The sequence below is a fragment of the Cupriavidus sp. CER-90 genome (assembly GCF_057652055.1).
The window spans coordinates 816,992-839,281 of record NZ_JBYGYM010000002.1 but is presented as its reverse complement, the minus strand read 5'-3'; the positions used below and the strand labels follow the sequence as shown (position 1 = coordinate 839,281).

19 protein-coding genes are annotated in these 22,290 nt (G+C 68.4%); 6 read left to right on the top strand and 13 right to left on the bottom strand.

Translation table 11 applies throughout. The features are described from left to right. Positions 1 to 21: 21 nt before the first annotated feature. The 7 genes from AC24R4_RS14350 to AC24R4_RS14320 all read right to left on the bottom strand — a co-directional run bounded on the left by AC24R4_RS14350 (position 22) and on the right by AC24R4_RS14320 (position 6,130). The gene (locus AC24R4_RS14350; RefSeq protein WP_400392059.1) at positions 22 to 1,296 is read right to left on the bottom strand and encodes a UbiH/UbiF/VisC/COQ6 family ubiquinone biosynthesis hydroxylase; all 1,275 of its coding nucleotides are present in this window, start codon (positions 1,294 to 1,296) and stop codon (positions 22 to 24) included. Then, positions 1,274 to 1,738, bottom strand: a complete 465-nt coding sequence (locus tag AC24R4_RS14345) for a hypothetical protein (protein WP_400392060.1) — start codon at positions 1,736 to 1,738, stop codon at positions 1,274 to 1,276. The genes AC24R4_RS14350 and AC24R4_RS14345 overlap by 23 nt, the downstream gene beginning before the upstream one ends. After that, entirely contained in the window at positions 1,735 to 3,132 is a 1,398-nt protein-coding gene (locus AC24R4_RS14340) for an aminopeptidase P N-terminal domain-containing protein (RefSeq protein ID WP_400392063.1), read from the bottom strand. The genes AC24R4_RS14345 and AC24R4_RS14340 overlap by 4 nt, the downstream gene beginning before the upstream one ends. A gap of 136 nt (positions 3,133 to 3,268) precedes the next feature. Continuing rightward, positions 3,269 to 3,979 carry an N-acetylmuramate alpha-1-phosphate uridylyltransferase MurU gene (gene murU / locus AC24R4_RS14335; protein ID WP_400392065.1) on the bottom strand — a complete coding sequence of 237 codons (711 nt, stop codon included), beginning with the start codon at positions 3,977 to 3,979 and terminating at the stop codon, positions 3,269 to 3,271. Beyond that, positions 3,976 to 4,299, bottom strand: a complete 324-nt coding sequence (locus tag AC24R4_RS14330; protein WP_400392067.1) for an AzlD domain-containing protein — start codon at positions 4,297 to 4,299, stop codon at positions 3,976 to 3,978. The genes murU and AC24R4_RS14330 overlap by 4 nt, the downstream gene beginning before the upstream one ends. Further along, positions 4,296 to 4,985, bottom strand: coding sequence for an AzlC family ABC transporter permease (locus tag AC24R4_RS14325; RefSeq protein WP_400392087.1), 690 nt, complete (start codon positions 4,983 to 4,985; stop codon positions 4,296 to 4,298). Before AC24R4_RS14325 ends, AC24R4_RS14330 begins: the two co-directional genes overlap by 4 nt. A gap of 86 nt (positions 4,986 to 5,071) precedes the next feature. Beyond that, on the bottom strand, positions 5,072 to 6,130 hold the full coding sequence (locus AC24R4_RS14320; RefSeq protein WP_400392069.1) for an aminoglycoside phosphotransferase family protein: 1,059 nt from the start codon (positions 6,128 to 6,130) through the stop codon (positions 5,072 to 5,074). Between the two features lie 179 nt (positions 6,131 to 6,309). Here AC24R4_RS14320 and AC24R4_RS14315 point away from each other — a divergent pair, with 179 nt between their 5' ends. From AC24R4_RS14315 to trpS, 5 genes are all read left to right on the top strand, one after another. After that, positions 6,310 to 8,784, top strand: a complete 2,475-nt coding sequence (locus tag AC24R4_RS14315; protein ID WP_400392071.1) for an LPS-assembly protein LptD — start codon at positions 6,310 to 6,312, stop codon at positions 8,782 to 8,784. A gap of 9 nt (positions 8,785 to 8,793) precedes the next feature. Further along, positions 8,794 to 10,263 (top strand): peptidylprolyl isomerase, encoded by a 1,470-nt coding sequence (locus tag AC24R4_RS14310; protein WP_400392073.1) that lies wholly within the window; start codon positions 8,794 to 8,796, stop codon positions 10,261 to 10,263. A gap of 17 nt (positions 10,264 to 10,280) precedes the next feature. Next, positions 10,281 to 11,345, top strand: a complete 1,065-nt coding sequence (gene pdxA, locus AC24R4_RS14305; RefSeq protein ID WP_400392075.1) for a 4-hydroxythreonine-4-phosphate dehydrogenase PdxA — start codon at positions 10,281 to 10,283, stop codon at positions 11,343 to 11,345. A gap of 3 nt (positions 11,346 to 11,348) precedes the next feature. Continuing rightward, positions 11,349 to 12,191, top strand: a complete 843-nt coding sequence (gene rsmA, locus AC24R4_RS14300) for a 16S rRNA (adenine(1518)-N(6)/adenine(1519)-N(6))-dimethyltransferase RsmA (RefSeq protein ID WP_400392077.1) — start codon at positions 11,349 to 11,351, stop codon at positions 12,189 to 12,191. Between the two features lie 80 nt (positions 12,192 to 12,271). Continuing rightward, on the top strand, positions 12,272 to 13,300 hold the full coding sequence (gene trpS / locus AC24R4_RS14295) for a tryptophan--tRNA ligase (RefSeq protein ID WP_400392080.1): 1,029 nt from the start codon (positions 12,272 to 12,274) through the stop codon (positions 13,298 to 13,300). Positions 13,301 to 13,365: 65 nt separating this feature from the next. Here trpS and AC24R4_RS14290 read toward each other — a convergent pair whose 3' ends face one another. Both AC24R4_RS14290 and gloA read right to left on the bottom strand, forming a co-directional pair. Beyond that, positions 13,366 to 14,271, bottom strand: coding sequence for a DMT family transporter (locus AC24R4_RS14290; RefSeq protein ID WP_400392082.1), 906 nt, complete (start codon positions 14,269 to 14,271; stop codon positions 13,366 to 13,368). A gap of 11 nt (positions 14,272 to 14,282) precedes the next feature. Further along, complete coding sequence (gene gloA, locus AC24R4_RS14285) at positions 14,283 to 14,690, bottom strand: lactoylglutathione lyase (RefSeq protein ID WP_066739460.1); 408 nt, start codon at positions 14,688 to 14,690, stop codon at positions 14,283 to 14,285. 259 nt (positions 14,691 to 14,949) lie between these two features. Between gloA and AC24R4_RS14280 the strand changes: the two genes are divergently transcribed. Next, positions 14,950 to 17,739, top strand: coding sequence for an autotransporter family protein (locus tag AC24R4_RS14280; RefSeq protein WP_487523293.1), 2,790 nt, complete (start codon positions 14,950 to 14,952; stop codon positions 17,737 to 17,739). A gap of 35 nt (positions 17,740 to 17,774) precedes the next feature. Here the strand turns inward: AC24R4_RS14280 and AC24R4_RS14275 are convergent, their stop codons facing one another. Genes AC24R4_RS14275 through glyS form a run of 4 tightly spaced genes read right to left on the bottom strand, consistent with a single transcriptional unit; the run spans position 17,775 to position 22,263 of the window. Next, complete coding sequence (locus AC24R4_RS14275) at positions 17,775 to 18,707, bottom strand: M48 family metallopeptidase (protein WP_400394266.1); 933 nt, start codon at positions 18,705 to 18,707, stop codon at positions 17,775 to 17,777. Continuing rightward, positions 18,704 to 19,465: a lysophospholipid acyltransferase family protein gene (locus AC24R4_RS14270; RefSeq protein ID WP_400394264.1), complete on the bottom strand. Its 762-nt coding sequence runs from the start codon at positions 19,463 to 19,465 to the stop codon at positions 18,704 to 18,706. Before AC24R4_RS14270 ends, AC24R4_RS14275 begins: the two co-directional genes overlap by 4 nt. A 34-nt stretch (positions 19,466 to 19,499) precedes the next feature. Further along, positions 19,500 to 20,102 (bottom strand): D-glycero-beta-D-manno-heptose 1,7-bisphosphate 7-phosphatase, encoded by a 603-nt coding sequence (gmhB, locus tag AC24R4_RS14265; protein WP_400394262.1) that lies wholly within the window; start codon positions 20,100 to 20,102, stop codon positions 19,500 to 19,502. Between the two features lie 37 nt (positions 20,103 to 20,139). Next, a complete protein-coding gene (gene glyS / locus AC24R4_RS14260; protein ID WP_400394260.1) occupies positions 20,140 to 22,263 on the bottom strand; it encodes a glycine--tRNA ligase subunit beta in 2,124 nt (707 codons plus the stop codon). Between the last annotated feature and the right edge of the window lie 27 nt (positions 22,264 to 22,290).

The window sequence follows — 22,290 nt, the reverse complement described above, 5'->3', positions numbered from 1 at the left end:
CGCCACCCCCCGCCAGTGGCGCTACCGGCGTGCGCCAAACATCATTTGCCGGGCCAGCGCATGCTTGAGCGGCGCCACGCACGCCAGGGCCGCCAGCGATGCGCCGCGGGCATGGGCCGCCAGCGGCCCGCCGATACCGAACACGCGCGGCAGCAGATCGGTAATGCCGATCGTCATGGCGCGGTCCAGCCGGTGGCGACTGGCAAATGTCTGCAATGCCTGCGGCGTGCACCCGGCCCTCAGCGTATCGGCCAGCGCAAAGGCATCGCGCAACCCCAGGTTCAGGCCTTGGCCAGCCACCGGATGTAACGTTTGCGCCGCATTGCCGACGGCGGCCACCCGGCCGCTGACGGTTACCGGCGCGGCATTGAGTCCCAGCGGGAAGGCGTGCCGCTTGCCCACCAGCGTGAAGCGGCCCAGGCGCGTGCCGAAGGCCCGGCCCAGTTCCTCGGCGAACTCGGCGTCGGACAGGGCCAGGCGCCGTTGCGCCTGTTCCGGCGCGCAACACCAGACCAGCGCATAGCCCGGCACGCCGTGATCCTCGTGCGGCAACAGGGCCAGCGGCCCTTCGTCGGTAAAGCGTTCCCAGGCCCAGCCCGGCTGCAACTGCGAGCAGGTGACATGGCCAATGATCGCGGTCTGGCCGTAGTCGCGGCGCCGGGTGACTTCGGTGCCGCGCGCCAGGCGCTGCACCTGCTGGTGAAACAGCCCCCCTTCGGCCTGGATGGCGATGCGTGCCGCATACGTCACCGGCAGGCTTTCCTGGTCGACATGGGTGGTGCCGCTCAGCCGCACCAGGGCAGCGTGTTCGCGTTCGCCCCGGTCGTCTTGCTGATCGATATGTTCGATGCGGGTCTCGAAAACGCGTTGCAGGCGCCCCGGCGCGGCGTCGGCGGCACGGGCGAGGGCGCGTTCCAGCGTCTGGCACAGGTCGCCGTACTTGACCACGTGACCCAGTGCCGGCACGCCATAGTCGTCATGATGCAGCTTCACATGGCCGAAGCGGCCGCGCTGGGACACGTGAATGTGCTCGATCGGTTGCGCGGGCACGGGCCACGCGCCGATCTGCTCCAGCAACTGGCGGCTGCCGTGCGACAGGGCGATGGCACGCGGATCGCGTGCTGCGCGGGCGGGCGTGGCCGCGTCGATCAGCGTCATGCGCCAGTGCGTGGTGCGCAGCAGCTGGCAGGCCAGCGCCAGCCCCACCGGGCCGCCGCCGACGATGGCAATATCGCGCGGCTCGGTGTCCATCACCGGTGCCGCACCGGCCGTGTCAGGGCTGGCCGCTTGCGTCATGGCTGGCTTCCTCCTGGACGGGCGCCGCCTCGGCCGCGCCGCGCTTCCACAGGTTCGCGTCGGTGCGCGACTTGCCGGCAGCGGCGTCGCGCATCGCGTTATCGAGCTTCTGCTGGCTGAAGCCCGGCAGTTGCCGCAGCCGTTCGACCAGCGCATCGTGGTTGGCCGCCGTCATTGGCACCACACAGCCCTGCTGGCTGTCGGCGTCGCCGGCCAGGATCAGCCACGGCGTGCCCGCCCAGGGCGCGCGGTCCGAGACGCGCACCACCACGCGTTCCAGCCCGTCCCACGCCAGTTCTTCGCGCTGGCCATCCGGGCGGTGCACGACCAGTCGGTCGTCATACAGGTTCACCACGAAGGGCTGGTTCGGGTCCACGGGCTGGGCGGTGTGCCGGTGCTTCGGCACGCCCACGCCAAACAGCTTGCTCAACAACGCCTTCATCGCGACGATCCTCCATTGCCGCGCATCAGTGCCTCGATCTCGTCGGCCTTTACCGGCACGCCGCGCGTCATCAGTTCACATTCACCCGAGGTCACCACGGCGTCATCCTCGATGCGGATGCCGATATGCCAGTAGCGTTCGGGCACGTCTTCGGCCGGGCGCACGTAGATGCCGGGCTCGATGGTCAGCACCATGCCCGGTTCCAGCGGACGCCACGGGCGTTCGCCTTCCTGGCCGGCCGGCAGCGGACCGGGCACGCGATACTCGCCCACGTCGTGCACGTCCATGCCGAGCCAGTGGCCCGTGCGGTGCATGTAGAAGCGGCGATAGCTGCCGCTGGCCAGCACGTCATCGAGCGTGCCTTCCTTGTTGCGGTCGAGCAGGCCCGTGTCGAGCATGCCCTGCGCCAGCACCTTCACGGCCGCGTCGTGCGGCACGTTGTAGGGCACGCCGGCGCGTGTCTCGGCGATGGCGGCATCCTGCGCGGCCAGCACCAGGTCATACAGTTCGCGCTGGGCAGGCGTGAAGCGGCCCGACACCGGGAAGGTGCGCGTGATGTCGGACGCGTAGCCGTCCAGTTCGCAGCCGGCGTCGATCAGGCACAGGTCGCCGTCGCGCAGCTCGGCCGGACCGGCGCGGTAGTGCAGCACGCAGGCGTTGGGGCCTGCCGCAACGATCGAGTTGTAGGCCACGCTCTGCGCGCCATGCCGGCGAAATTCGTAGAGCAGTTCGGCTTCGAGGTGGAATTCGCGCAGCCCGGCACGCGATGTGCGCATGGCCCGCACATGGGCCTGGGCCGAAATCTCGGCGGCGCGGCGCATCGTGGCGATTTCGCCGGCATCCTTGAACAGGCGCATTTCGTCGAGCAGCGTGCGCACATCCACCGCTACCGACGGCGACGACACGCCGGCGCGGCCCTGCATGCGCACGGCGTCGAGCCAGCGGCGCACGTTCGCGTCGATGTCGGTGGTGGCGGCCAGCGGGTAGGCCAGCTGCGCGCGGTTGGCCAGCAGCGGCGGCAGCAGCTTGTCGATCTCCTCGACCGAATGGGCCTCGTCGAAGCCGAAGGTCGCGCGGGCGCCTTCCGGTCCAAAGCGGAAGCCGTCCCAGATCTCGCGCTCTTCATGCTTGGGACGGCAGAACAGGATGCTCCGGTCCTCACCGCCGCCCGCCGCGCCGGCCACGAGCACGAGCACGGCCTCGGGCTCGGTGAAGCCGGTCAGGTAATAGAAATAGCTGTCGTGCCGGTACGGATAGTCGCTGTCGCGGTTGCGCATGGCTTCCGGGGCGGTCGGCACGATGGCCACGCCGCCGCCATGGGCGCGCAGGTGTTTCAGCACACGGGCACGGCGGTCGCGGCACGCGTCAAGGAGAGCGGAATCGGGTGCGGACATGAGGGAAGCCGGTGAGGGGAATGTGCCGATTCTAAACCCGACGGCGCGCGATGCGGGCGCGACATGCGACCTGAAAGGCGCTTGAAAGGCGCCTGAAGGGCTGCTCGGGCGGTGCGCGCCGTGCGAATCCGGACGTTCAGCCGCGCAGCGCGCGGTCCAGGGCAGCCAGCTGCTCGGGCGTGCCGACGTTTTCCCATCGGCCATCGAAGCGTTCGCCGGTTGCCGTACCCTGGCGGATCGCCTCGCGGTAATACGGCGACATGGCCACCTTCTGGCCCGGCGCGACATCGCGGAACAGGCGCGTGTCGTAGAGCCCGATATTGCCGAAGGTCAGCGCCTGGCCGGCCGCGCCGTCGGCGGGCATGCGCAGATGGCCGTCATCGCCCAGCACGAAATCGCCCTGCGGATGGAAAGGCGGGTTCGGCACCATCACCAGATGCATCTGCGGGCGCGCGGCGGCCGCCATGGCCCGGGTGCGCGGCAGCAGCTGTTGATAGTCGAAATCGCAGAAGATGTCGCCCGACACGGCCAGGAAGACTCCGTCGTCGCCCCCGGCGGTCAGCAGCGGCAGCGCATGGGCGATACCGCCCGCGGTTTCCAGCGCGGTGCCTTCCGCGGACCAGTGGATGCGCACGCCGAACTGCCGCCCGTCGCCCAGCGCCGCTTCGAGCTTGTCGCCCAGCCAGGCATGGTTGATGACGATGTCGCGGAACCCGGCGCGGGCCAGCGCCTCGATCTGCCAGACGATCAGCGGCTTGCCGCCCACGGCCAGCAAGGGCTTGGGCGTGGTATCGGTGAGCGGGCGCATGCGGTCGCCGCGCCCGGCGGCGAAGATCATCGCTTTCAAAACAGGGTCTCCAGGCCGATCAGGGTGGCCATGCCGCTGGCAATCGTCCAGCCCACACTGCGGGTGCGGGCCGCCACGACGATGGCCACCAGGCCAGCCACCAGGCGTGCGTTGTAGGGGCTCAGGTACAGGGCGCCGTCGTGCATCAGCAGGTCGGGCGCGATCAGCGCGGACAGCATGGCGGCCGGCACGAACTGCAGCGCGGTGCGGAACCACAGCGGCAGGCGCACGCGGCCTTCGACGGCGATGAACGACAGCCGGATCAGGTAAGTGGCAAGGCCCGCGCCCAGGAACACCCACAGCAGGGTCAGCGAAGTCATGCCACGTGCTCCTTGCGCTCGGGCGCGCCGGCGGCGTGTTGCCCGCCGCGGCGGTTGCGTTCAAGCAGCAGCATGCCCGCGGCAATGCCGCCCAGCGCCGCCACCATGATGCCGAGCTTGTGCGGCATCGTGTAGCAGGCCACGGCCAGCGCGGTAGCCACCAGCGCGGCCGCCACCTGTGCGCGGTGCTTGAGGTTCGGCACGATGATGGCGATGAAGGTCAGCGGCAGGAAGAAATCGAGCGGCCAGTCGCGCGGCACCTGGGCGCCCACCAGCACGCCGGCCAGTGTCGACAGCTGCCAGTTCGACCACAGCGCGAAGCCGGCGCCAAAGTAGAACCAGTGGCGGTAGCGGGCACGCGGGCCGGTATCGCCCAGGCGCCGCGTCATCGCGGCAAATGCCTCGTCGGTCAGCAGGTAGGCCACCAGGGCCTTCCAGCGGCGCGGCAGCGGTGCCAGCGACGGCGCGATGGTGGCGGAATACAGCGCGTGACGCAGGTTGACCATGGCCACCGTGAACGCGATGACCAGGGCCGGGGTGCCGGCGGACCACAACTGGGTCAGGATCATCTGCGACGCGCCGCCGAAGACAATGGCACTCATCGCGCAGGCCAGCCAGGCCGGCATGCCGGCGTTGACGGCCAGCACGCCATAGATCAGCCCGAACGGCACCACGCCCAGCAGCATCGGCGCCAGCGCGCAGACCCCGGCCCACCACTCGCCGCGGCGCGTGATGGAAGGGTCCGGGGGCGTTTCCACAGGCGCGGACACGGTCAGAACGTCAGGCCGGTGGGCCGCTCGGTGCCTTCCAGGGCGTCAAGCAGACGCACGAGCTTGCGCATTTCCGAATAGCGGCCCGCCACGCTGCGCGTGTATTTGAGCACCAGCGGCATGTCGGCCAGATAGCCGTCCTTGCCGTCGCGGTGGTACAGCCGCGCGAAGATGCCCAGCACCTTCAGGTGGCGCTGCAGGCCCATCCATTCGAAATCGCGGTAGAAATCGCCAAAATCGGCAGCCACCGGCAGGCCCGCCTTGCGCGCCTGTTCCCAGTAGCGGATCAGCCAGTCGAGCTGCTGCTCTTCTTCCCATTCGATATAGGCGTCGCGCCAGAGCGACACCGCGTCGTAGGTGATCGGGCCGATCACGGCGTCCTGGAAGTCCAGGATGCCCGGATTGGCGCCTACCGTGGCGCCTTCGGGCAGCACCATCAGGTTGCGCGAGTGGTAGTCGCGGTGGACGTAGACCTGCGGCTGGGCCAGGTTGTTGGTCAGGATCGTGTCGAAGACCTCGCGCAGGTCGGCCTGCTGGCGGTCGTCGAGCGTGGCGCCAAGGTGCCGGCCCACATACCACTGCGGGAACAGGTCCAGCTCGCGTTGCAGCAGCGGGCGGTCGTACGCGGGCAATTCGCCGGGGCGCGTGGCCAGCTGGATCCGCACCAGCGCGGCGGCGGCGTCACCATACAGCGGACGGGCCGAAGCGGCGTCCAGCCGCGACAGGTAGGTCTGGCTGCCCAGGTCGGCCAGCAGCAGGAAACCCTGCGCCAGGTCCTGTTCCAGCACGGTGGGCACCGTCACGCCGGCATCGCCGAACAGCTTTGCCACGTGGATGAACGGCCGGCAGTCCTCATGGGTCGGGGGCGCGTCCATCACGATCGCGGTCGGATGCCCGGGATGGCCGGTCCGCACCCGGAAGTAGCGGCGGAAGCTGGCGTCGGCCGATGCCGGCACGCACGAAGCGGGGTCGATCGACCAGGTTGTGCCGAGTCCGGCCACCCACGATTTCAGTTGTTCGATACGCGGGTCGTGACCCGGGTCGTCAATAAGTGCAGCCATGCCGGAAAGGGAGAATACGATGCCCCGTATAATACCCGACCAGACCCGGGCGCCGGGTGGCCCTCGGGAGGGGCCTTTGTCGCCCCGCAGCCCGCTCCGGCATTGGGCTGGGGGGCGCGGGAGCCGCATTGCGACGCCCCGCGCAGCGCCCGCCGCCGAGCCGACCGACAACCGTTTGCATGACCGAACAACGACAACCGCATCATCCGGCCACCCGACCGCCTGCGCGCCAGGGCATGCCCCGGCGCGCCCGCGTGCCCGCCAGCGCCCTGCGACCGCTCGTGCTGGCCATGGCCGGCCTTTCGGTCAACGCGCATGCGCAGTACGGCGCTGCGTCCACCATTCCCAATATCGAGATGATCGAGCCGGTGGTCACCCAGGCTGCCGAGCCCGAGCCGCCGCCGCCCGAGGCGGGCGAGCTGGTGCCGCGCCTGACCGAACCGCCGCGCCAGCCCGCCAATGCGGGCAGCAGCACGCTGGGGGTGGCGCCCTCGTCTACGCCCTCGAATCCGAATGCGCCGGCCTATGCCTCGGGCGACCGGATGACCGGGTACAACGAGAAGGGTGTCGAACTCGAAGGCAACGCCGAACTGCGCCGCGATGGCGGCGTGGTCAAGGGCGACAAGCTGACCTACGACCAGGACACCGACGAGGCCCACGCGACGGGCAACGTGCGCTTGTCCAAGAGCGGCACGCTGGCGGTGGGCCCGGAGGCAAAGCTGCGCGTGCAGGCCAACGAAGGCTACATGCTGTCGCCCGACTACTATTTCGACCAGACCGGGGGATCGGGCAGCGCCGAGCGGATCGACTTTCTCGATCCTGACCGCAGCACGCTCAAGAAGGCCACCTATACGACCTGCTCGCCCGACAATGCCGACTGGTATTTCAGCGCGCGCAAGCTCGATCTGGATAGCGATCGCGAGGTGGGCGTGGCGTACGGCGGGGTGCTGAACTTCTTCGGCGTGCCCGTGGCGGCGGCGCCGGCGTTTTCGTTCCCGCTGAACAACGATCGCCGCAGCGGTGTGCTGCCGCCACTGTTCGGCTACAGCTCGAAGTCGGGCGCGGACCTCACGGTGCCGTACTACTTCAACCTGGCGCCGAACCGCGACCTGACCGTGTATCCGCGTATCCTGTCGTCGCGCGGGGTGCAGCTGGGCGGTGATTTCCGGTATATCGGCGCAGGCTACAGCGGCCGCATCCGTGCGGAGATCCTGCCCGACGACAAGAAGGCCGGCCGCGACCGCTGGGCGTACTCGGTCCAACACAGCCAGGCGATCATCCCGGGCATGACGGCGTACGCGAACGTCAGCAAGGTCTCGGATGACCAGTATCCGGACGACCTGACGCGGAGTGTATCGCAGTCAACCCTGCGTCAGTACACGCAGGAAGGGGGCGTGGTTTACGGCTGGCAGAACTGGACGTTCCTGGCGCGGGTCCAGAAATTCCAGACGCTTCGTCCCAGCGAGCCGTCGTACGAGCGCGAGCCGCAGATCAGTGCCAGGTACACGCGCTATGACCTTGGCGGATTCGATATCGCCTTGGACACCGATTACACGCGCTTCAAGATTCCGCTGACGTCGACAGGATTCCAGCAACCCGAAGGCAGCCGCGCCTACTTCAACCCTTCGATCAGCTACCCGATCATCCGGCCGGGCTGGTATGTGACGCCGAAGGTGATCTTCAACGCGGCGCAGTACAACATGGACGCGGGCACGAACACGACCGGCGCATCCAACACGCTGAGCCGTGCGATTCCGACCGTCAGCGTCGATTCGGGCATGACGTTCGAGCGCGATGCGCCGGGCCTGAGCCGGCTGTTTGGCGTGAACTACACGCAGACGCTGGAACCGCGCCTGTTCTACGTCTACACGCCGTTCCGCGACCAGAGCCAGTTTCCGCTGTTCGACACCGTGCAGTCGGACTTCAGCTATGGCCAGATCTTTACCGAGAACCCGTTCAGCGGTAATGACCGGATTGCCGACAACAACAAGCTGACCGCAGGCCTGACCACCCGCCTGATCGAGTCCGAGACCGGCGTCGAGCGGTTCCGCGGTACGATCGCGCAACGGATCGACTTCACCGGCCAGCGCGTGCAGATCGGCGGCACGCTGAACGATACCAAGCCGACGTATTCGGACCTGCTGGCCGCGACGACCATCCAGCTGTTCCGCGGCTACTACCTGGACGCGGGCATCCAGTGGAATCCGGACCAGAACCGTATCAACTACTCGAACGTGGCGTTCCAGTGGCGTCCGGAGTCGCGCAAGCTGCTCAACATGGGCTATCGCTACCGCCGGCCGACGTCGGTCACGGACAATACCGCGATCGACCAGTTCGAGGTGTCGGGCCAGTGGCCGATCACCCAGCGCGTCTACGGCATTGGCCGCGTGGCGTATGACCAGTCGGCCAACCAGCTGGTGGATGCGCTGGCCGGCTTTGAATACACGGCCGACTGCTGGGTCGGCCGCTTCGTGTACCAGCGTTTCCGCAACACCACGAACGGATACACCGGCCGGGTCTTCCTGCAGGTGGAATTCCGCGGATTGTCGAAAGTCGGCTCCAATCCGCTGGACATGCTGCGCCTGAACGTGCCGGGCTACGAGCCCGTGACCGCGCGACCGGTGCCCACGTCCCCGTACGATCACTATGAATGACGGACCAAGATGAAACGTCAAGCCTTTTCGGTTATGTCCCGCCTGAATCCCTGGCAGCAGGTGCTGCTCTCCGCGGTGCTCGTCACGCTGGCCGCTCCGGCCGCCGCGCAACTGCGCGCCCCGGGCGCGCGCACCCAGGGCATCTTCGTGCCGCAGCAGAGTGGCCAGACGAGCACGGTGGCGCCCAGCCAGCCGCAGATGGGCATTCCGCAGCCGGCGCAGAAGCGATCGCAGCTGGTGGACGAGGTGGTTGCCATCGTCAACAACAGCGTGATCACGCGTCGCGAGCTGCTTGACCGGGCCGACGAGATCGAGAACCAGCTCCGGGCCGCGAATCGCCCGATTCCCGAGCGGCCGGACCTGCTTGGCGAAGTGCTGGAGCGGCTGGTGATGGAGCGCGTGCAGACGCAGGCCGCGCAGGACGCCGGAATCAAGGTCACCGACCAGGAAGTGGACCGCGCGATCGAATCGGTCGCGCAGCAGAACAAGATGTCGGCGACTGACCTGCGCAGCCGCGTGGAGGCCAGCGGCATGAGCTGGACCAAGTACCGCGACGAACTGCGCAAGCAGGTGCAGGTGATCCGCCTGCGCGAACGCGAAGTGGACTCGAAGGTGCAGGTCTACGACGGCGAGATCGACAACTTCCTGGCGGCGCGCAGCGGCCAGCCCGCCGCCGTGGGTCCGGCCGAATACAACGTGCAGCAGATCCTGGTGCGCGTGCCCGATGACGCATCCGAGGCCCAGAAGGCACAGCTCAAGGCCAAGGCCGAAGGCCTGCTCAAGCAGGCGCAGGGCGGCGCGGACTTTGCCGAACTGGCCAAGGCCAATTCGGACGCGCCGGAAGCGTCGCAGGGCGGCGCGCTCGGTTTCCGCGAGATCGGCCGCCTGCCGGCGCTGTTCGCCAATGCCGTGGTCGATCTGCAGCCGGGCAAGGTGGTGCCGGACGTGGTGGAATCGGCCAACGGCTTCCATGTGCTCAAGCTGGCGGCCAAGCGCACGGCGGCTCCGGCGCAGCAGGCCACTGCCGACCACATCACGCAGACCCAGGTGCGCCACATCCTGATCCGTACCGGCCCGAACATGCCGGAGGCGGAAGCCAGGCGCCAGATGACGACGCTGCGCGACCGTCTCGCGCACGGCGCCGATTTTGCCGATGCGGCGCGCCGCTACTCGCAGGACGGTTCCGCCCAGCAGGGCGGCGAACTGGGCTGGGTGTCGCCGGGCGAACTGGTGCCGGCGTTCGAACAGGCCATGAACCGCCTGCGCCCGGGTGAAATCTCCGAGCCCGTGGTCACGCAGTTCGGCGTGCACCTGATCCAGGTGGAAAACCGTCGCGAGACCGAGGTCTCCGCCGAGAAGCAGCGCGATTTCGCCCGGCAGGAAGTGCGGGAACAGAAGCTGCGCGCCGCCTATGATGACTGGGTGCGCCAGCTGCGCAGCGCGGCGTACGTGGAATACCGGATCAACCGACAACGCTGACGCGCGCCGCTCCTGCCATGCCCGACCCTGCACCTGCGCCCCTGGCGCTTGCCATCACCACCGGCGAACCCGCCGGCATCGGCCCCGACATCACGATCGGGGCGCTGCTGCAGCTTGGCGGCGCGGCCAATGGCATGGGCCATGGCGCGTACCGGTTCCATGTGATCGGCGACGCGCGCCTGCTGGCGCGGCGCGCCGAGGCGCTGGGCGTGGCGCATGCGTGGCAGCGCCGGCTGGCCGATGGCGATGTGGTCGTCGAGGATGTGGCACTGGGCGTGGCCTGCGAGGCCGGCCAGCTCGATGCCCGCAACGGCCGCTACGTGCTGGCGCTGCTCGATACCGCCATCGACGGCCTGCAGGCCGGTCGCTTTGCGGCCATGATCACCGCGCCGGTGCAGAAAAGCACGATCAACGACGCCGGCGTGCCGTTCACCGGCCATACCGAATACCTGGCCGAACGCGCCGCCGTGCCGCGCGTGGTGATGATGCTGGCCGGGCCGCAGCCCGCGCATGACAACGCCATGCTGCGCGTGGCGCTGGCCACCACCCATCTGCCGCTGCGCGCCGTGCCCGACGCGCTGACCATTCCGATGCTGCAGGAGACGCTGAAGATCGTCGACCACGATCTGCGGCGCCACTTCGGCATTGCCCGCCCCCGTATCCTGGTGACGGGGCTCAACCCGCATGCCGGCGAATCGGGGCATATGGGCCGCGAGGAGATCGACGTCATCGGCCCGGCGCTGGCGCTGGCCTGCGACGCCGACATCGACGCACGCGGGCCTTATCCCGCCGACACGCTGTTCCAGCCGCGGCACCTGCGCGATGCCGACTGCGTGCTGGCGATGTACCATGACCAGGGTCTGGCGCCACTCAAGTACGGCACCTTCGGCCACGGCGTCAACATCACACTGGGCCTGCCCTTTATCCGCACATCGGTGGATCATGGCACCGCGCTCGACCTGGCCGGCACCGGCCGGGCGGAGCACGGCAGCATGATCGAGGCCATCCGGTGTGCCATTACCATGGCCGGCCATGCGAGCGGACGCCACGGCAACGGCGCGTCCGCCAACGGCCGGCACTGACTTATGCGTCCAAACGTGCATCAGGGCCATGTGGCCCGCAAACGATTCGGCCAGAACTTCCTGGTCGATGACGGCATCATCTACGGCATCGTCAACGCGATCGATCCGCAGCCCGACGACGTCGTGGTCGAAATCGGGCCCGGTCTGGGCGCGCTGACGAACCCGCTGCTCGAACGCCTGCCCAGCATGCAGGTGGTGGAGCTCGACCGCGATCTCGTGGAGCGCCTGCGCAACCGCTACAACGACCGCCTGACCGTGCATGCCGGCGACGCGCTGGCGTTCGACTTCGGCAAGCTCAAGGAGCCGGCCCGCGCACTGCGCATCGTGGGCAACCTGCCGTACAACATCTCGAGCCCGCTGCTGTTCCATCTGATGGATTTCGCCGATCACGTGCGCGACCAGCATTTCATGCTGCAGAAGGAAGTGGTCGAGCGCATGGTGGCCGAGCCGGGCAGCAAGGCGTTCGGCCGGCTGTCGATCATGCTGCAGGTGCGCTACCACATGGAACACGTGCTCGACGTGCCGCCGGCGTCGTTCAACCCGCCGCCCAAGGTCGATTCGGCCGTGGTGCGCATGATTCCCTGGCCGCGCGCCGAAGACGGTACGCTGCGTTCGCCGTATCCGGCGTGCGACCCCGGTGTGCTGGGCGACGTGGTGACCGCCGCGTTTTCGCAGCGCCGCAAGGTGCTGCGCAACACGCTGTCGTTCCTGCGCGACCAGGTGGACTTCGACGCGCTCGGCTTCGACCTGGGCCGCCGCGCCGAGGAAGTGCCGGTGGCCGAGTATGTCGAACTGGCCCGCATCGTCGGCAACGGCGCCGTGCCGCCTGCGCGCGGCGCGGCCTGACACCGCGGCCCCAGCGCAGCCGCTACCGATTTCGAATTTCCCGCTGAATCTCCGAACATCCTGAAGCAATCGCGACGCTCATGACCGAACAGACCAAGACCGATCCGCGTCCCGTCATCCTGACTGGCGATCGTCCCACCGGCCCGCTGCACCTGGGCCACTACGTTGGCTCGCTCAAGAGCCGCGTGGCCCTGCAGGAAACGCACAAGCAGTACGTGCTGCTGGCCGATACGCAGGCGATGACCGACAACGCGCACGACCCGGACAAGGTTCGCCGCAACGTGCTGGAAGTGGCGCTGGACTACCTGGCCGTGGGCATCGACCCCGCCAAGACCACGATCACGGTGCAGTCGCACCTGCCCGCGCTGGCCGAACTGACGCTGATGTACCTGAATTTCGTCACGGTGTCGCGCCTGGAGCGCAACCCGACGATCAAGGAAGAGATCCAGGCCCGTGGCTTTGGCCGCGACATCCCGGCCGGCTTCCTGTGCTATCCGGCCTCGCAGGCCGCGGACATCACCGGCTTCAAGGCCGTGCTGGTGCCGGTGGGCGAGGATCAGGCGCCGCTGATCGAGCAGACCAACGAAATCGTGCGCCGCATCAACCATCAGGTGGGCCGCGACATCCTGCCCGAGGCCGCCGCGCTGATTCCGAAGCATGGCCGTCTGCCGGGCGTCGATGGCAAGGCCAAGATGAGCAAGTCGCAGGGCAATGCGATTCCGCTGGGCGCATCGCCGGACCAGATCCGCGAAGCCGTGCACAAGATGTACACCGATCCGAACCATCTGAAGGTGTCGGACCCGGGCCAGGTCGAAGGCAACATCGTGTTCACGTACCTGGACGCGTTCGATCCGAACGTGGAGGAAGTGCAGGCGCTCAAGGAACACTACCAGCGCGGCGGCCTGGGCGACATGGTGCTCAAGCGCCGTGTGGAAGGCATCCTGCAGGAAATGCTGCGCCCGATCCGCGAGCGCCGCGAGCAACTGGCGCAGGACCCGGGCTACGTGTTCGACATCCTCAGGAAGGGCACGGAAGCCGGCCGCGAACTGACCCAGCAGACGCTGGACGAAGTGCGCGGCGCGGTGGGCATGTTCTCGTTCCCGAAGTAATCGGGGCCGTTTCACGCGCCATGCGTCCCTCCCGCCAGCCGGGAGGGACGAACCCGGCAGGCCACTCAGGCCTTCCGGTTCACCAGCACGATGCCACCCAGCACCATCACCGCCGCCAGCGCGAATCGCGTGCCGACGTGGTCGTGCATCAGCAGCACGCCGAAGGCCACCCCGAACAGCGGGGTCAGGAACGAGAATACCGATAGTCGCGATGCCAGATACTGGCGCAGCAGCCAGAACCAGATCAGATAGCTGGCAAAGGCAATCAGCACCGACTGGTAGAACAGGCTGGCCACCACGAAACCCGTGACTTCCACGCGATGGACCTGGCCCGCGGCCACCGCCATCACCAGCAACAGCACCGCCGACACCGCCAGCTGATAGAGCAGCGTCTTGCTGGCCGGCGCGTGAGACAGCTTGCTGCCGCGTACCACGATCGTCGTGGCGGCCCACAGGGCGCCGGCCAGTACGCCCAGCGCGTCGCCGAGCAGCGTGCTCGACTGCGCGGAGGCGGCGACGATGCCATCGGCGAATGCCAGCACCATGCCCAGGAACGCCACCGCGACGCCGGCCCACTGGCCGCGCCGCAGGTGTTCGCCCGGCACGAACAGGTGCAGGCCCAGCGCGGTGAAGATCGGCGCCGTGTAGAGGAACACGGCCATGCGCGATGCCGTGGTGTGGCCCAGCCCGACGAAAATGCAGAAGAACTCGGCGCCGAACAGCAGGCCGGCAACCAGCCCGGCGCGCAGCGTGCCGTCGCGTTCCCAGAGCGGGGTGCCACGCCACGCGGCAAACGCGAACACCAGCAGCGCGGCGATGGCGGAGCGGACGCCGGCTTGCAGCACGGCGCCCATCAACGGAGCGGTGACCTTGATGATCACCTGCTGGAGTCCCCATGCGGCGCACAGCAATACCATCAGTCCGATGGCCATGCTGTCCAGCGGGCGCCTTGTTATCAGTTGTGTGGACATCGCCGCGTCGCTTACGGACGGGCGGCGTCGCGGGTCGAATTGCGCTCGATCAGTTCGATCTTGTAGCCATCGGGGTCTTCCACGAAGGCAATCACCGTGGTGCCGCCCTTGACCGGGCCGGCCTCGCGCGTGACCTTGCCGCCGGCCGCGCGGATGCGGTCGCAGGCCTCGGCGGCGTTGGGGGTTTCCAGCGCGATATGGCCGTAGGCGGTGCCCAGGTCGTACTGGTCGACGCCGTAGTTGTAGGTCAGTTCCAGCACGGCCGTTTCGCTTTCCGGGCCGTAGCCGACGAAGGCCAGGCGGTACTTGTACTCGGGATTGTCGCTTTCGCGCAGCAGTTGCATGCCCAGCACGCGCGTGTAGAAGTCGATCGAGCGTTGGTAGTCGCCAACGCGCAGCATGGTGTGGAGGAGTCGCATAGGGGGCCTTCTTTGGGTTGTTGAGACAACAGAGTCCGTCATTCTAGTCCCGCGCGCGCCATCGTGCCGGCTGGCCCGCCGTGGCACCGCTGAACACGCGGCAAAGAAAATTTCACATCGGCAGCGCGGGCGCGGAGGCCCGGAAGTTGCTACATTGCCGATTACTTTCGACAGCTGCACGAACGCCTACGCCGGTCCATCACGGCGCGGCAGCGCCGAAGGTCGCGCGACAGGCTTTCTCTGACAGAGGGGAAACTGTATGACGCGATGCTGCCTGGGCAGTACCTGCGGCGCACTGGCGTGCGTGCTGGCCATGGCGATGGCGGTGCCTTCCGGTCACGCTGCGGATTGCGCGCCCCCCTCACCCACCGCGAAGTCCTACACCGCCAACAACTGCAACGGGACGATTGCCGGCGGCACGTTCGACACCGGCAACAGCGGCTACGCTTCGGTCTTTCATGCGGCCAACAACGGATCGATCACCGTCACGGGGCCGGTCACCCTGCACTCGGGCGGCAACGAATCCACGGGCGCCTACGCCGAATCGGGCGGCGCCATCCACTTCAACGCGCCCGGCAGCACCCTGACGATGCTGGGTGCGCATTCGAACGGCGTCCATGCATTCGGCAGCGCGACGGTCACCGGGCAGGTCGATATCTCCACATCGGGCGAGCGCGGACACGCCCTGTTTGCCGACTATGGCGGCATCCTGCAGATGCACGATTCGAGGATTCTGACGCAGGGCGCGGAGGCAGCGGGTATTACCGTGGCCACGGGCTCGGTGTCGCTGCTCGGCGCCAGTTCGATCACCACGACCGGCGATACCGCGCCCGGCGTGGCCCTGACTTCGTCGAAATCGAGTGTCACCGTCGATGGGCAGGGCGCGCGCATTCCCATCCAGACCAGCGGCACGCAATCGCCGGGCGCCGGGTCGGCGAACGGATCGGGCACGATCACGCTGCGCGGCGTGGATATCGCGACCAGTGGGCTCGCTGCCTTCGGCGTGCTGGCGCAGAGTGCCACGGCCGTGCAGGCCGAAGACACGACGATCGTCACGACCGGGCCCGGGTCTGTCGGCGTCGAGGCCATCGATGGCGGCACCGTGACGATGGCCGGCGGCAGCGTCACCACGCTGATGCGCGGCGCGCACGGCCTGTCCGCGCGTGGCACGGGCAGCCAGATCGTGGCCGATGGCACGGCGGTGACGGTGTCGGGCATGTCCACGTCGGCGGTGCAGGCCATCGACCAGGCCCGGATCGCGTTGCGCAACGGCAGCGCCGTCAGCACCGGCACCGGTGGCAGTGCGCTGTCGATGTACAGCACCGACGATTCGATGCTGCAGACCGCCGAGATCACGCGCAGCACGCTCCTGGCCAGCCAGGGCAGCGCGCTGTCGTTCCTGGGCGGTCCCGCAGCGGTGGCGATCACTGGCAGCAGCGTGGCGGGCCACTACGTGCTGATCGTCGATTCCCGGACCGCCCCGATCATTGTCGATATCACGGCCAGCGGGTCGGCGTTGCGCGGGGCCTCGCTGGTGCTGCCCGCCCAAGGGGGCGGGCAGCACGCGGTACGGCTGGCCCTGCGCGACAACTCTGCCTGGCTGGTGACGGACGACTCCAACCTGACGCGTCTGGAGAACATCGGCAGCACGGTGGCCTTCGCGCCGCCCGCGGACGGCGTGTTCCATGCGCTCACGGTCAGCCAGTACCACAGCCAGGGCGGCACATTGGGGCTGACGGCGGCGCTGGCGGGCGACGGGTCGCCGGCGGACAAGCTCGTGATCGATGCCGGCACGGTGACCGGCGTGACGGGCGTGCGCATTGTCAACGCCGGCGGCAAGGGGGCGCTGACGAGCGAGGGGATCCGGGTGATCGAGGCCATCAACGGTGGCAGCGCCCCGGCCGGCGCGTTCGTGCTGTCGGGCCGCGCCGTGGCCGGGCCTTACGAATACCGGCTGTATCGCGGCAGCACGCAGAGCCCCGCCGATGGCAACTGGTATCTGCGGTCGCAGCAACTGCCGACACCGCCCGACCCGCCGACACCGCCCAACCCGCCCACGCCTCCCAACCCGCCGCCCACGCCTCCCGATCCGCCGGCCCCTCCGGCCCCGCCCCGGCCGATGTACCGGCCCGAAGTGCCCGCCTACATCGCCAACGAGCACGCGGCGACCAGCCTGTTCCTGCACAGCCTGCACGACCGGATGGGCGAGATGCCATTTTCGTCGGCACCGGCCGGATGGCTGCGAGTGATGGGCAAGACCGCCGAAAGCGGCAGCCGTGGCAACGACTACAGCGCGCGGGCCAATACGGTGGTCTTGCAGGGGGGCGGCGACTTCGCGCGCGGCTCGCTGTTCGGCGAGGCCGACCGGCTGCACGTGGGCGCAATGTTCGGCTACGGCAACGTGCGGACCGACGGCCTGGCCGCGGGCAACACCGCCCGGGCGCAGGGCGAGGTGAACGGCTACGGCGCGGGCGTGTACGCCACGTGGTTCGGCCAGGCCGCGTCGGACCTGGGGCCCTATGTCGACACCTGGTTCCAGTACGCCTGGTTCGACAGCCATGTGCGCGGCGACCAGCTGCCCAAGGTCGGCTATCACAGCCAGGCGTGGAACGTGTCGCTCGAAGGGGGATGGGCGCTGCCGCTGGCGGCGTCGTCATGGCGGGTCGAACCGCAGGCGCAGGTGGCATGGCTGCGGCACCGTGGCGTCAGCGTGACCGAGCCCGGCGGCACGCAAGTCAGTGGTGGCGATACCAATGGCGTGGTGACACGGCTTGGCATGCGGATGTTCCGCACGCTGGACCGGGACGATGGTGGGCGGCTGCAGCCCTATGCCACGCTGAACTGGTGGCACGACCAGACCAGTACATCGGTCGGATTCAGCGAGGCGGTGCTGGGGCAGTTGTTTCCGCGCGACCGCTACGAGCTCAAGCTCGGCATCGACGCCAGGCTCTCACGCGGCTGGAGCAGCTGGGGGAATATCGGCGGGCAGTGGGGCAACCAGGGCTACCGGCAGTACGCGCTGCGGCTGGGCGCGCGCTATGCCTGGTAAGCCGGGCGGCTTCAGCCAGCCAGCCCATCGGCCGGTCAGAACGTCGGCAGCAGTTCGGGCGGATGCGCGCGCAGGCGGGCGCGTGCGTCGCGGAACTCGGGAAAGATCGACTCGACGGTTTCCCAGAAGCGCGGGCTGTGATTCATTTCCTTCAGGTGCGCGAGCTCGTGCGCGGCCACGTAGTCGATCATCGACAGCGGGAAATGCATCAGGCGCCAGTTGAGCCGGATCTTGCCGTCGGCGGTGCAGCTGCCCCAGCGCGTGGCCGCCGACGTGAGCGCAAAGCCGGTATGGCGCACGCCAAGCTTGGCGGCGTAAATGTCGAGCCGTTCAGCCAGCAGCCGGCGGGCCTGGTTCTGCAGCCAGCCCTGCACGCGGTCCTTGATCTGCTGCTCTTCGGCGTGTGCCGGCAGCGCCAGATGCAGCATGCGCGTATCGGCATCGAAACACAGCACGCCGGCCGGCGATTCCAGCCGCAGCGTGACCGGCTGGCCCAGGAACGGCAGTTCGGCGCCGTCGCGCCACTGCACGGTGGGCAGCACGCGGCGCGACTCCCGATGGCGCCATTCGCCAAGCTTGGCAAAGATCCAGCGTTGTTTTTCCAGGATGGCCGACTCGATGTCGACCAGCGTGACCCAGCGCGGGGCCGTGATCGACAGCCCGCGGTCATCCACCGTGAACCCGATGGTCCGGCGCGACGATCGCTTGAGCGAATAGTGCAGCGTGCGCTCGCCGACCTGCAGCATGCGGCCATTGGGCAGGATCGGCGGCCACATATCGCCAGCCCGGTCACCACCCCTGTCACTACCCCGCTCGCCGGTCCGCTCGCCCGCCGGGCCGGCACCCGGCTGCGCGTCGGGCGCCGGCGCAAGCAGGTTCTGCTGCGCGGGCGGAACGGGCGGCGTGGCGTCCGCCAGCGGCAGCTCCAGCTGCGCGTTGGGGTCGGCGGTGGGGCGCAACAGCTTCATGCGGTGGCCTGGCTCCCTGCGCGGCGGTAGCTTTCGGGATCGATGCGGCGCATCTCGGCCTCGATCCAGGCTTCCACCTCCTGGTTCAGCACGTCGGCGGTCTTGTTGGCCGACGGAATCGCGTCGCCAATCGAGATCGTGATCATGCCCGGGTACTTCAGGAACGAATTGCGCGGCCAGAGGCGGCCCGAGTTGACCGCCATCGGAAAGACCCAGGCACCCGTTTCCACGGCCAGGCGGGCGCCCCCGCTCTTGTAGCGCGGGTTTTCCTTGCCGGCCGGGGTGCGCGTGCCCTCGGGGAACATGATGATCCAGGCGCCCTCGTTGAGCCGCTCGCGGCCCTGCCGGGCGGCCGAGGCAAACGCCCGGGTGCCGTCCTTGCGGTTGATGTGGACCATCTTGAGCATGCCCAGCGCCCAGCCGAAAAACGGCACGAACAGCAGTTCACGCTTGAACACGAAGCACAGCGGCTTGGGCATCAGCGCCACATAAGCCACGGTTTCCCAGGCCGACTGGTGCTTGGACAGCAGCACCACGGGCTTGTCCAGCATCGCCAGCATCTTCTCCATGCCTTCGATGCGGTAATGGATGCCGCAGATCAGGCGCGCGGCCCAGATCACCAGGCGCGGCCAGCCGCGCACGAAGCGGAACCGGTTTTCCGCGTTCATGAACGGGAAGACGATGAAACACATGCACGCGTAGGGCGGGGTCAGCACCACCAGGTACAGCGCGAACAGCAGGGAGCGGATAAAGGTCATCGATGGGGGCGAAGAATCAGGAGGCGGGCAGGCCTCAGGGAGCGGGCTGCGCCGCGTGGGCGCTCGGGGCGGGGGCCTTGTGCGCCCCTTCGGCGATCAGCCAGCGCGCGAACGCGGCCAGGTCGTCATGCACGCGCGTGCCGGCCGGCAGGCCGCCCTTGTCCAGCGTGCGCAGGCCCTTGCCGGTGCGCACCAGGTGCGGCACGCAGCCCACGGCCACGCCGGCTTCGAGGTCGCGCAGCGAATCGCCCACCGTGGGCACGTTGCGCAGTTCGATGCCAAACCGCTCGCCGATCTGCTCGTACAGGCCCGACTTCGGCTTGCGGCAGTCGCAGTTGTCGGCGGCCGTATGCGGGCAGAAGAACACGGCTTCCACGCGGCCGCCCAGCGCGGCCAGCGCCTTGTACATCTTCTCGTGCATCGCGTTGAGCGCACTCATCTCGAACAGCCCCCGGCCAATGCCCGACTGGTTGCTGGCGATGACGATGCGATAGCCGGCCTGGTTCAGCATGGCGATGGCCTCGAGGCTGCCGGCAATCGGCACCCACTCGTCGGGGGTCTTGATGAAGTGGTCGCTGTCCAGGTTGACCACGCCATCGCGGTCGAGGATCACGAACTTCGGCTGGGACTGTGGCATGGCGGCTCCGGGGCGGCTTGAAGACGGCTTGGACAGCTTAGGCGGCAAGCTTCGAAATGTCTGCCACGCGGTTGGCCAGGCCGTGCAGCGTGGCCAGCAGCGCCAGGCGGTTGGCGCGCAGCTTCGCGTCCTCGGCCATCACCATCACGTCGTTGAAGAAGCGGTCCACGGCGTCGCGCAGCTGGGCCAGGTCGCGCAGCGCGGCGGTGAAATCGCCACCCGCGAAGGCGGCTTCCACGCCCGGACGCACCCGTTCGATGGCGTCGAACAGCGCGCTTTCGGCGGCCTCCTGGAACAGGGCGCGGTCAACCGTGCCGATGGCCTCGTCGGTCTTCTTCAGGATGTTCGTGATGCGTTTGTTGGCGGCGGCCAGGGCCTCGGCCTCGGGCAGCGCGGCAAACGTGCGCACGGCTTCCATGCGGGCCAGGATGTCGTCCAGGCTCTGCGGACGCAGGCTCACCACGGCTTCCACCTCGTTCGTGGTGTAGCCCTTGTCCTTCAGGTAACCGCGCACGCGGTCGTACAGGAAGTCGGAGATCGCGTCGCGCGCCGGCTTCACGGTGGCGATGCCCGCGAACGCCTGCTCGGTCAGGCCCAGCAGCGTGTCGATCGACACCGCCAGCGGCTTTTCGATCAGCATGCGCAGGATGCCCAGCGCGTGGCGGCGCAGCGCGAACGGGTCCTTCTCGCCCGTAGGCTGCAGGCCGATGCCCCAGATGCCCACCAGCGTTTCGAGCTTGTCGGCCAGCGCCACGGCGGTGCTGACGTTGCCTTCGGGCAGCGCGTCGCCGGCAAAGCGCGGGCGGTAGTGCTCGGAGCACGCCAGCGCCACGTCCTCGGCCTCGTCGTCATGGCGCGCGTAGTACGTGCCCATGGTGCCCTGCAGCTCGGGGAATTCGCCGACCATGTCGGTCAGCAGGTCGGCCTTGGCCAGTTCGGCGCCGCGCATCGCGGCGGCCTTGTCCACCTGGGCGCCAGCGGCGTTCATCGCGTCGGCGATATGGCCGGCAATCTGCTGCAGGCGCTGCACGCGGTCCAGCTGGCTGCCGATCTTGTTGTGGTAGACCACGTTGCCGAGCTGCGGCACGCGCGACGCCAGCGTCTTCTTGCGGTCCTGGTCGAAGAAGAACTTGGCATCGGCCAGGCGCGGGCGCACCACGCGCTCGTTGCCCGAGATGATCGACTGCGGCGTGTCGGTGGCCAGGTTCGAGACGATCAGGAAGCGGTTGCGCAGGTGGCCGGCGGCGTCGGTCAGCGCAAAGTACTTCTGGTTGGTCTGCATCGTCAGGATCAGGCACTCCTGCGGCACGGCCAGGAAGGCTTCCTCGAAGTGGCACGGGTAGACCACCGGCCATTCGACCAGCGAATTGACTTCGTCCAGCAGCGACTCGGGCATGATCACCTGGTCGGTGCCGGCTTCCTTGAGCAGGGCCGTGCGGATGCGTTCGCGGCGGTCGGCATAGCCGGCGATCACGCGGCCGCGCGATTCCAGCAGGCTCGCGTATTCGCCGGCGTGCGGAATCTCGATGGCGCCCTGCGACAGGAAGCGGTGACCCTGGGTGAGGTTGCTGGCCGGCAGGCCGAGCGCCGACACCGGCACGATTTCGGCACCGTACAGCGCGATCAGGCTGTGCGCGGGGCGCACGAAATGCACCGTGGTGCCGTCCGGGCGCTGGTAGCTCATCAGCTTCGGAATCGGCAGCTTGCCAAGCGTGTCGTCCAGCGCGGCCTGCAGGCCGTCGGCCAGCGCGGCGCCCTTGGCGGTGTAGCGGTAGAAGAACGCATCGGCCTTGCCGTCCGAGGCGCGCTCCAGCGTCTGCCAGTCGATCTCGGCCACGCCCACCGACCTGGCCAGGGCGGCCAGCTTCTTGGCCAGCGGGGCGGTCGGGGCGCCGTTGGCGTCCAGCGCCACGGTCAGCGGCAGCACCTTTTCGCGCTGTTCGCGGTCCGGCGCGGTGCGGCGTACGCCGGTCACCAGGGCGGCCAGGCGGCGCGGCGTGGCAAACGGCGTCACGGCGGCGCCGGCTTCGAGCAGATCGCGCGCGCCGAGGCCATCGAACAGCCCCTGTGCGAAGGCGTCGCCCAGGCGGGCCAGCGCCTTCGGCGGCAGTTCTTCGGTGAACAGTTCGATCAGCAGCGAATCGGTCATGGGTTGCGACATGAATCTATCCAACAGGTATGGGCGCGC

Coding starts and splice junctions, on each gene's coding strand:
- AC24R4_RS14270 (WP_400394264.1), bottom strand. CDS start 19,465: ATGACCTTTATCCGCTCCCTGCTGTTCGCGCTGTACCTGGTGGTGCTG.
- AC24R4_RS14340 (WP_400392063.1), bottom strand. CDS start 3,132: ATGTCCGCACCCGATTCCGCTCTCCTTGACGCGTGCCGCGACCGCCGT.
- AC24R4_RS14290 (WP_400392082.1), bottom strand. CDS start 14,271: ATGTCCACACAACTGATAACAAGGCGCCCGCTGGACAGCATGGCCATC.
- pdxA (WP_400392075.1), top strand. CDS start 10,281: ATGCCCGACCCTGCACCTGCGCCCCTGGCGCTTGCCATCACCACCGGC.
- AC24R4_RS14310 (WP_400392073.1), top strand. CDS start 8,794: ATGAAACGTCAAGCCTTTTCGGTTATGTCCCGCCTGAATCCCTGGCAG.
- AC24R4_RS14275 (WP_400394266.1), bottom strand. CDS start 18,707: ATGAAGCTGTTGCGCCCCACCGCCGACCCCAACGCGCAGCTGGAGCTG.
- AC24R4_RS14330 (WP_400392067.1), bottom strand. CDS start 4,299: ATGACTTCGCTGACCCTGCTGTGGGTGTTCCTGGGCGCGGGCCTTGCC.
- AC24R4_RS14345 (WP_400392060.1), bottom strand. CDS start 1,738: ATGAAGGCGTTGTTGAGCAAGCTGTTTGGCGTGGGCGTGCCGAAGCAC.
- AC24R4_RS14315 (WP_400392071.1), top strand. CDS start 6,310: ATGACCGAACAACGACAACCGCATCATCCGGCCACCCGACCGCCTGCG.
- gloA (WP_066739460.1), bottom strand. CDS start 14,690: ATGCGACTCCTCCACACCATGCTGCGCGTTGGCGACTACCAACGCTCG.
- AC24R4_RS14350 (WP_400392059.1), bottom strand. CDS start 1,296: ATGACGCAAGCGGCCAGCCCTGACACGGCCGGTGCGGCACCGGTGATG.
- glyS (WP_400394260.1), bottom strand. CDS start 22,263: ATGTCGCAACCCATGACCGATTCGCTGCTGATCGAACTGTTCACCGAA.
- AC24R4_RS14325 (WP_400392087.1), bottom strand. CDS start 4,985: ATGCTGCTGGGCGTGGTGCCGTTCGGGCTGATCTATGGCGTGCTGGCC.
- AC24R4_RS14280 (WP_487523293.1), top strand. CDS start 14,950: ATGACGCGATGCTGCCTGGGCAGTACCTGCGGCGCACTGGCGTGCGTG.
- AC24R4_RS14320 (WP_400392069.1), bottom strand. CDS start 6,130: ATGGCTGCACTTATTGACGACCCGGGTCACGACCCGCGTATCGAACAA.
- rsmA (WP_400392077.1), top strand. CDS start 11,349: ATGCGTCCAAACGTGCATCAGGGCCATGTGGCCCGCAAACGATTCGGC.
- trpS (WP_400392080.1), top strand. CDS start 12,272: ATGACCGAACAGACCAAGACCGATCCGCGTCCCGTCATCCTGACTGGC.
- gmhB (WP_400394262.1), bottom strand. CDS start 20,102: ATGCCACAGTCCCAGCCGAAGTTCGTGATCCTCGACCGCGATGGCGTG.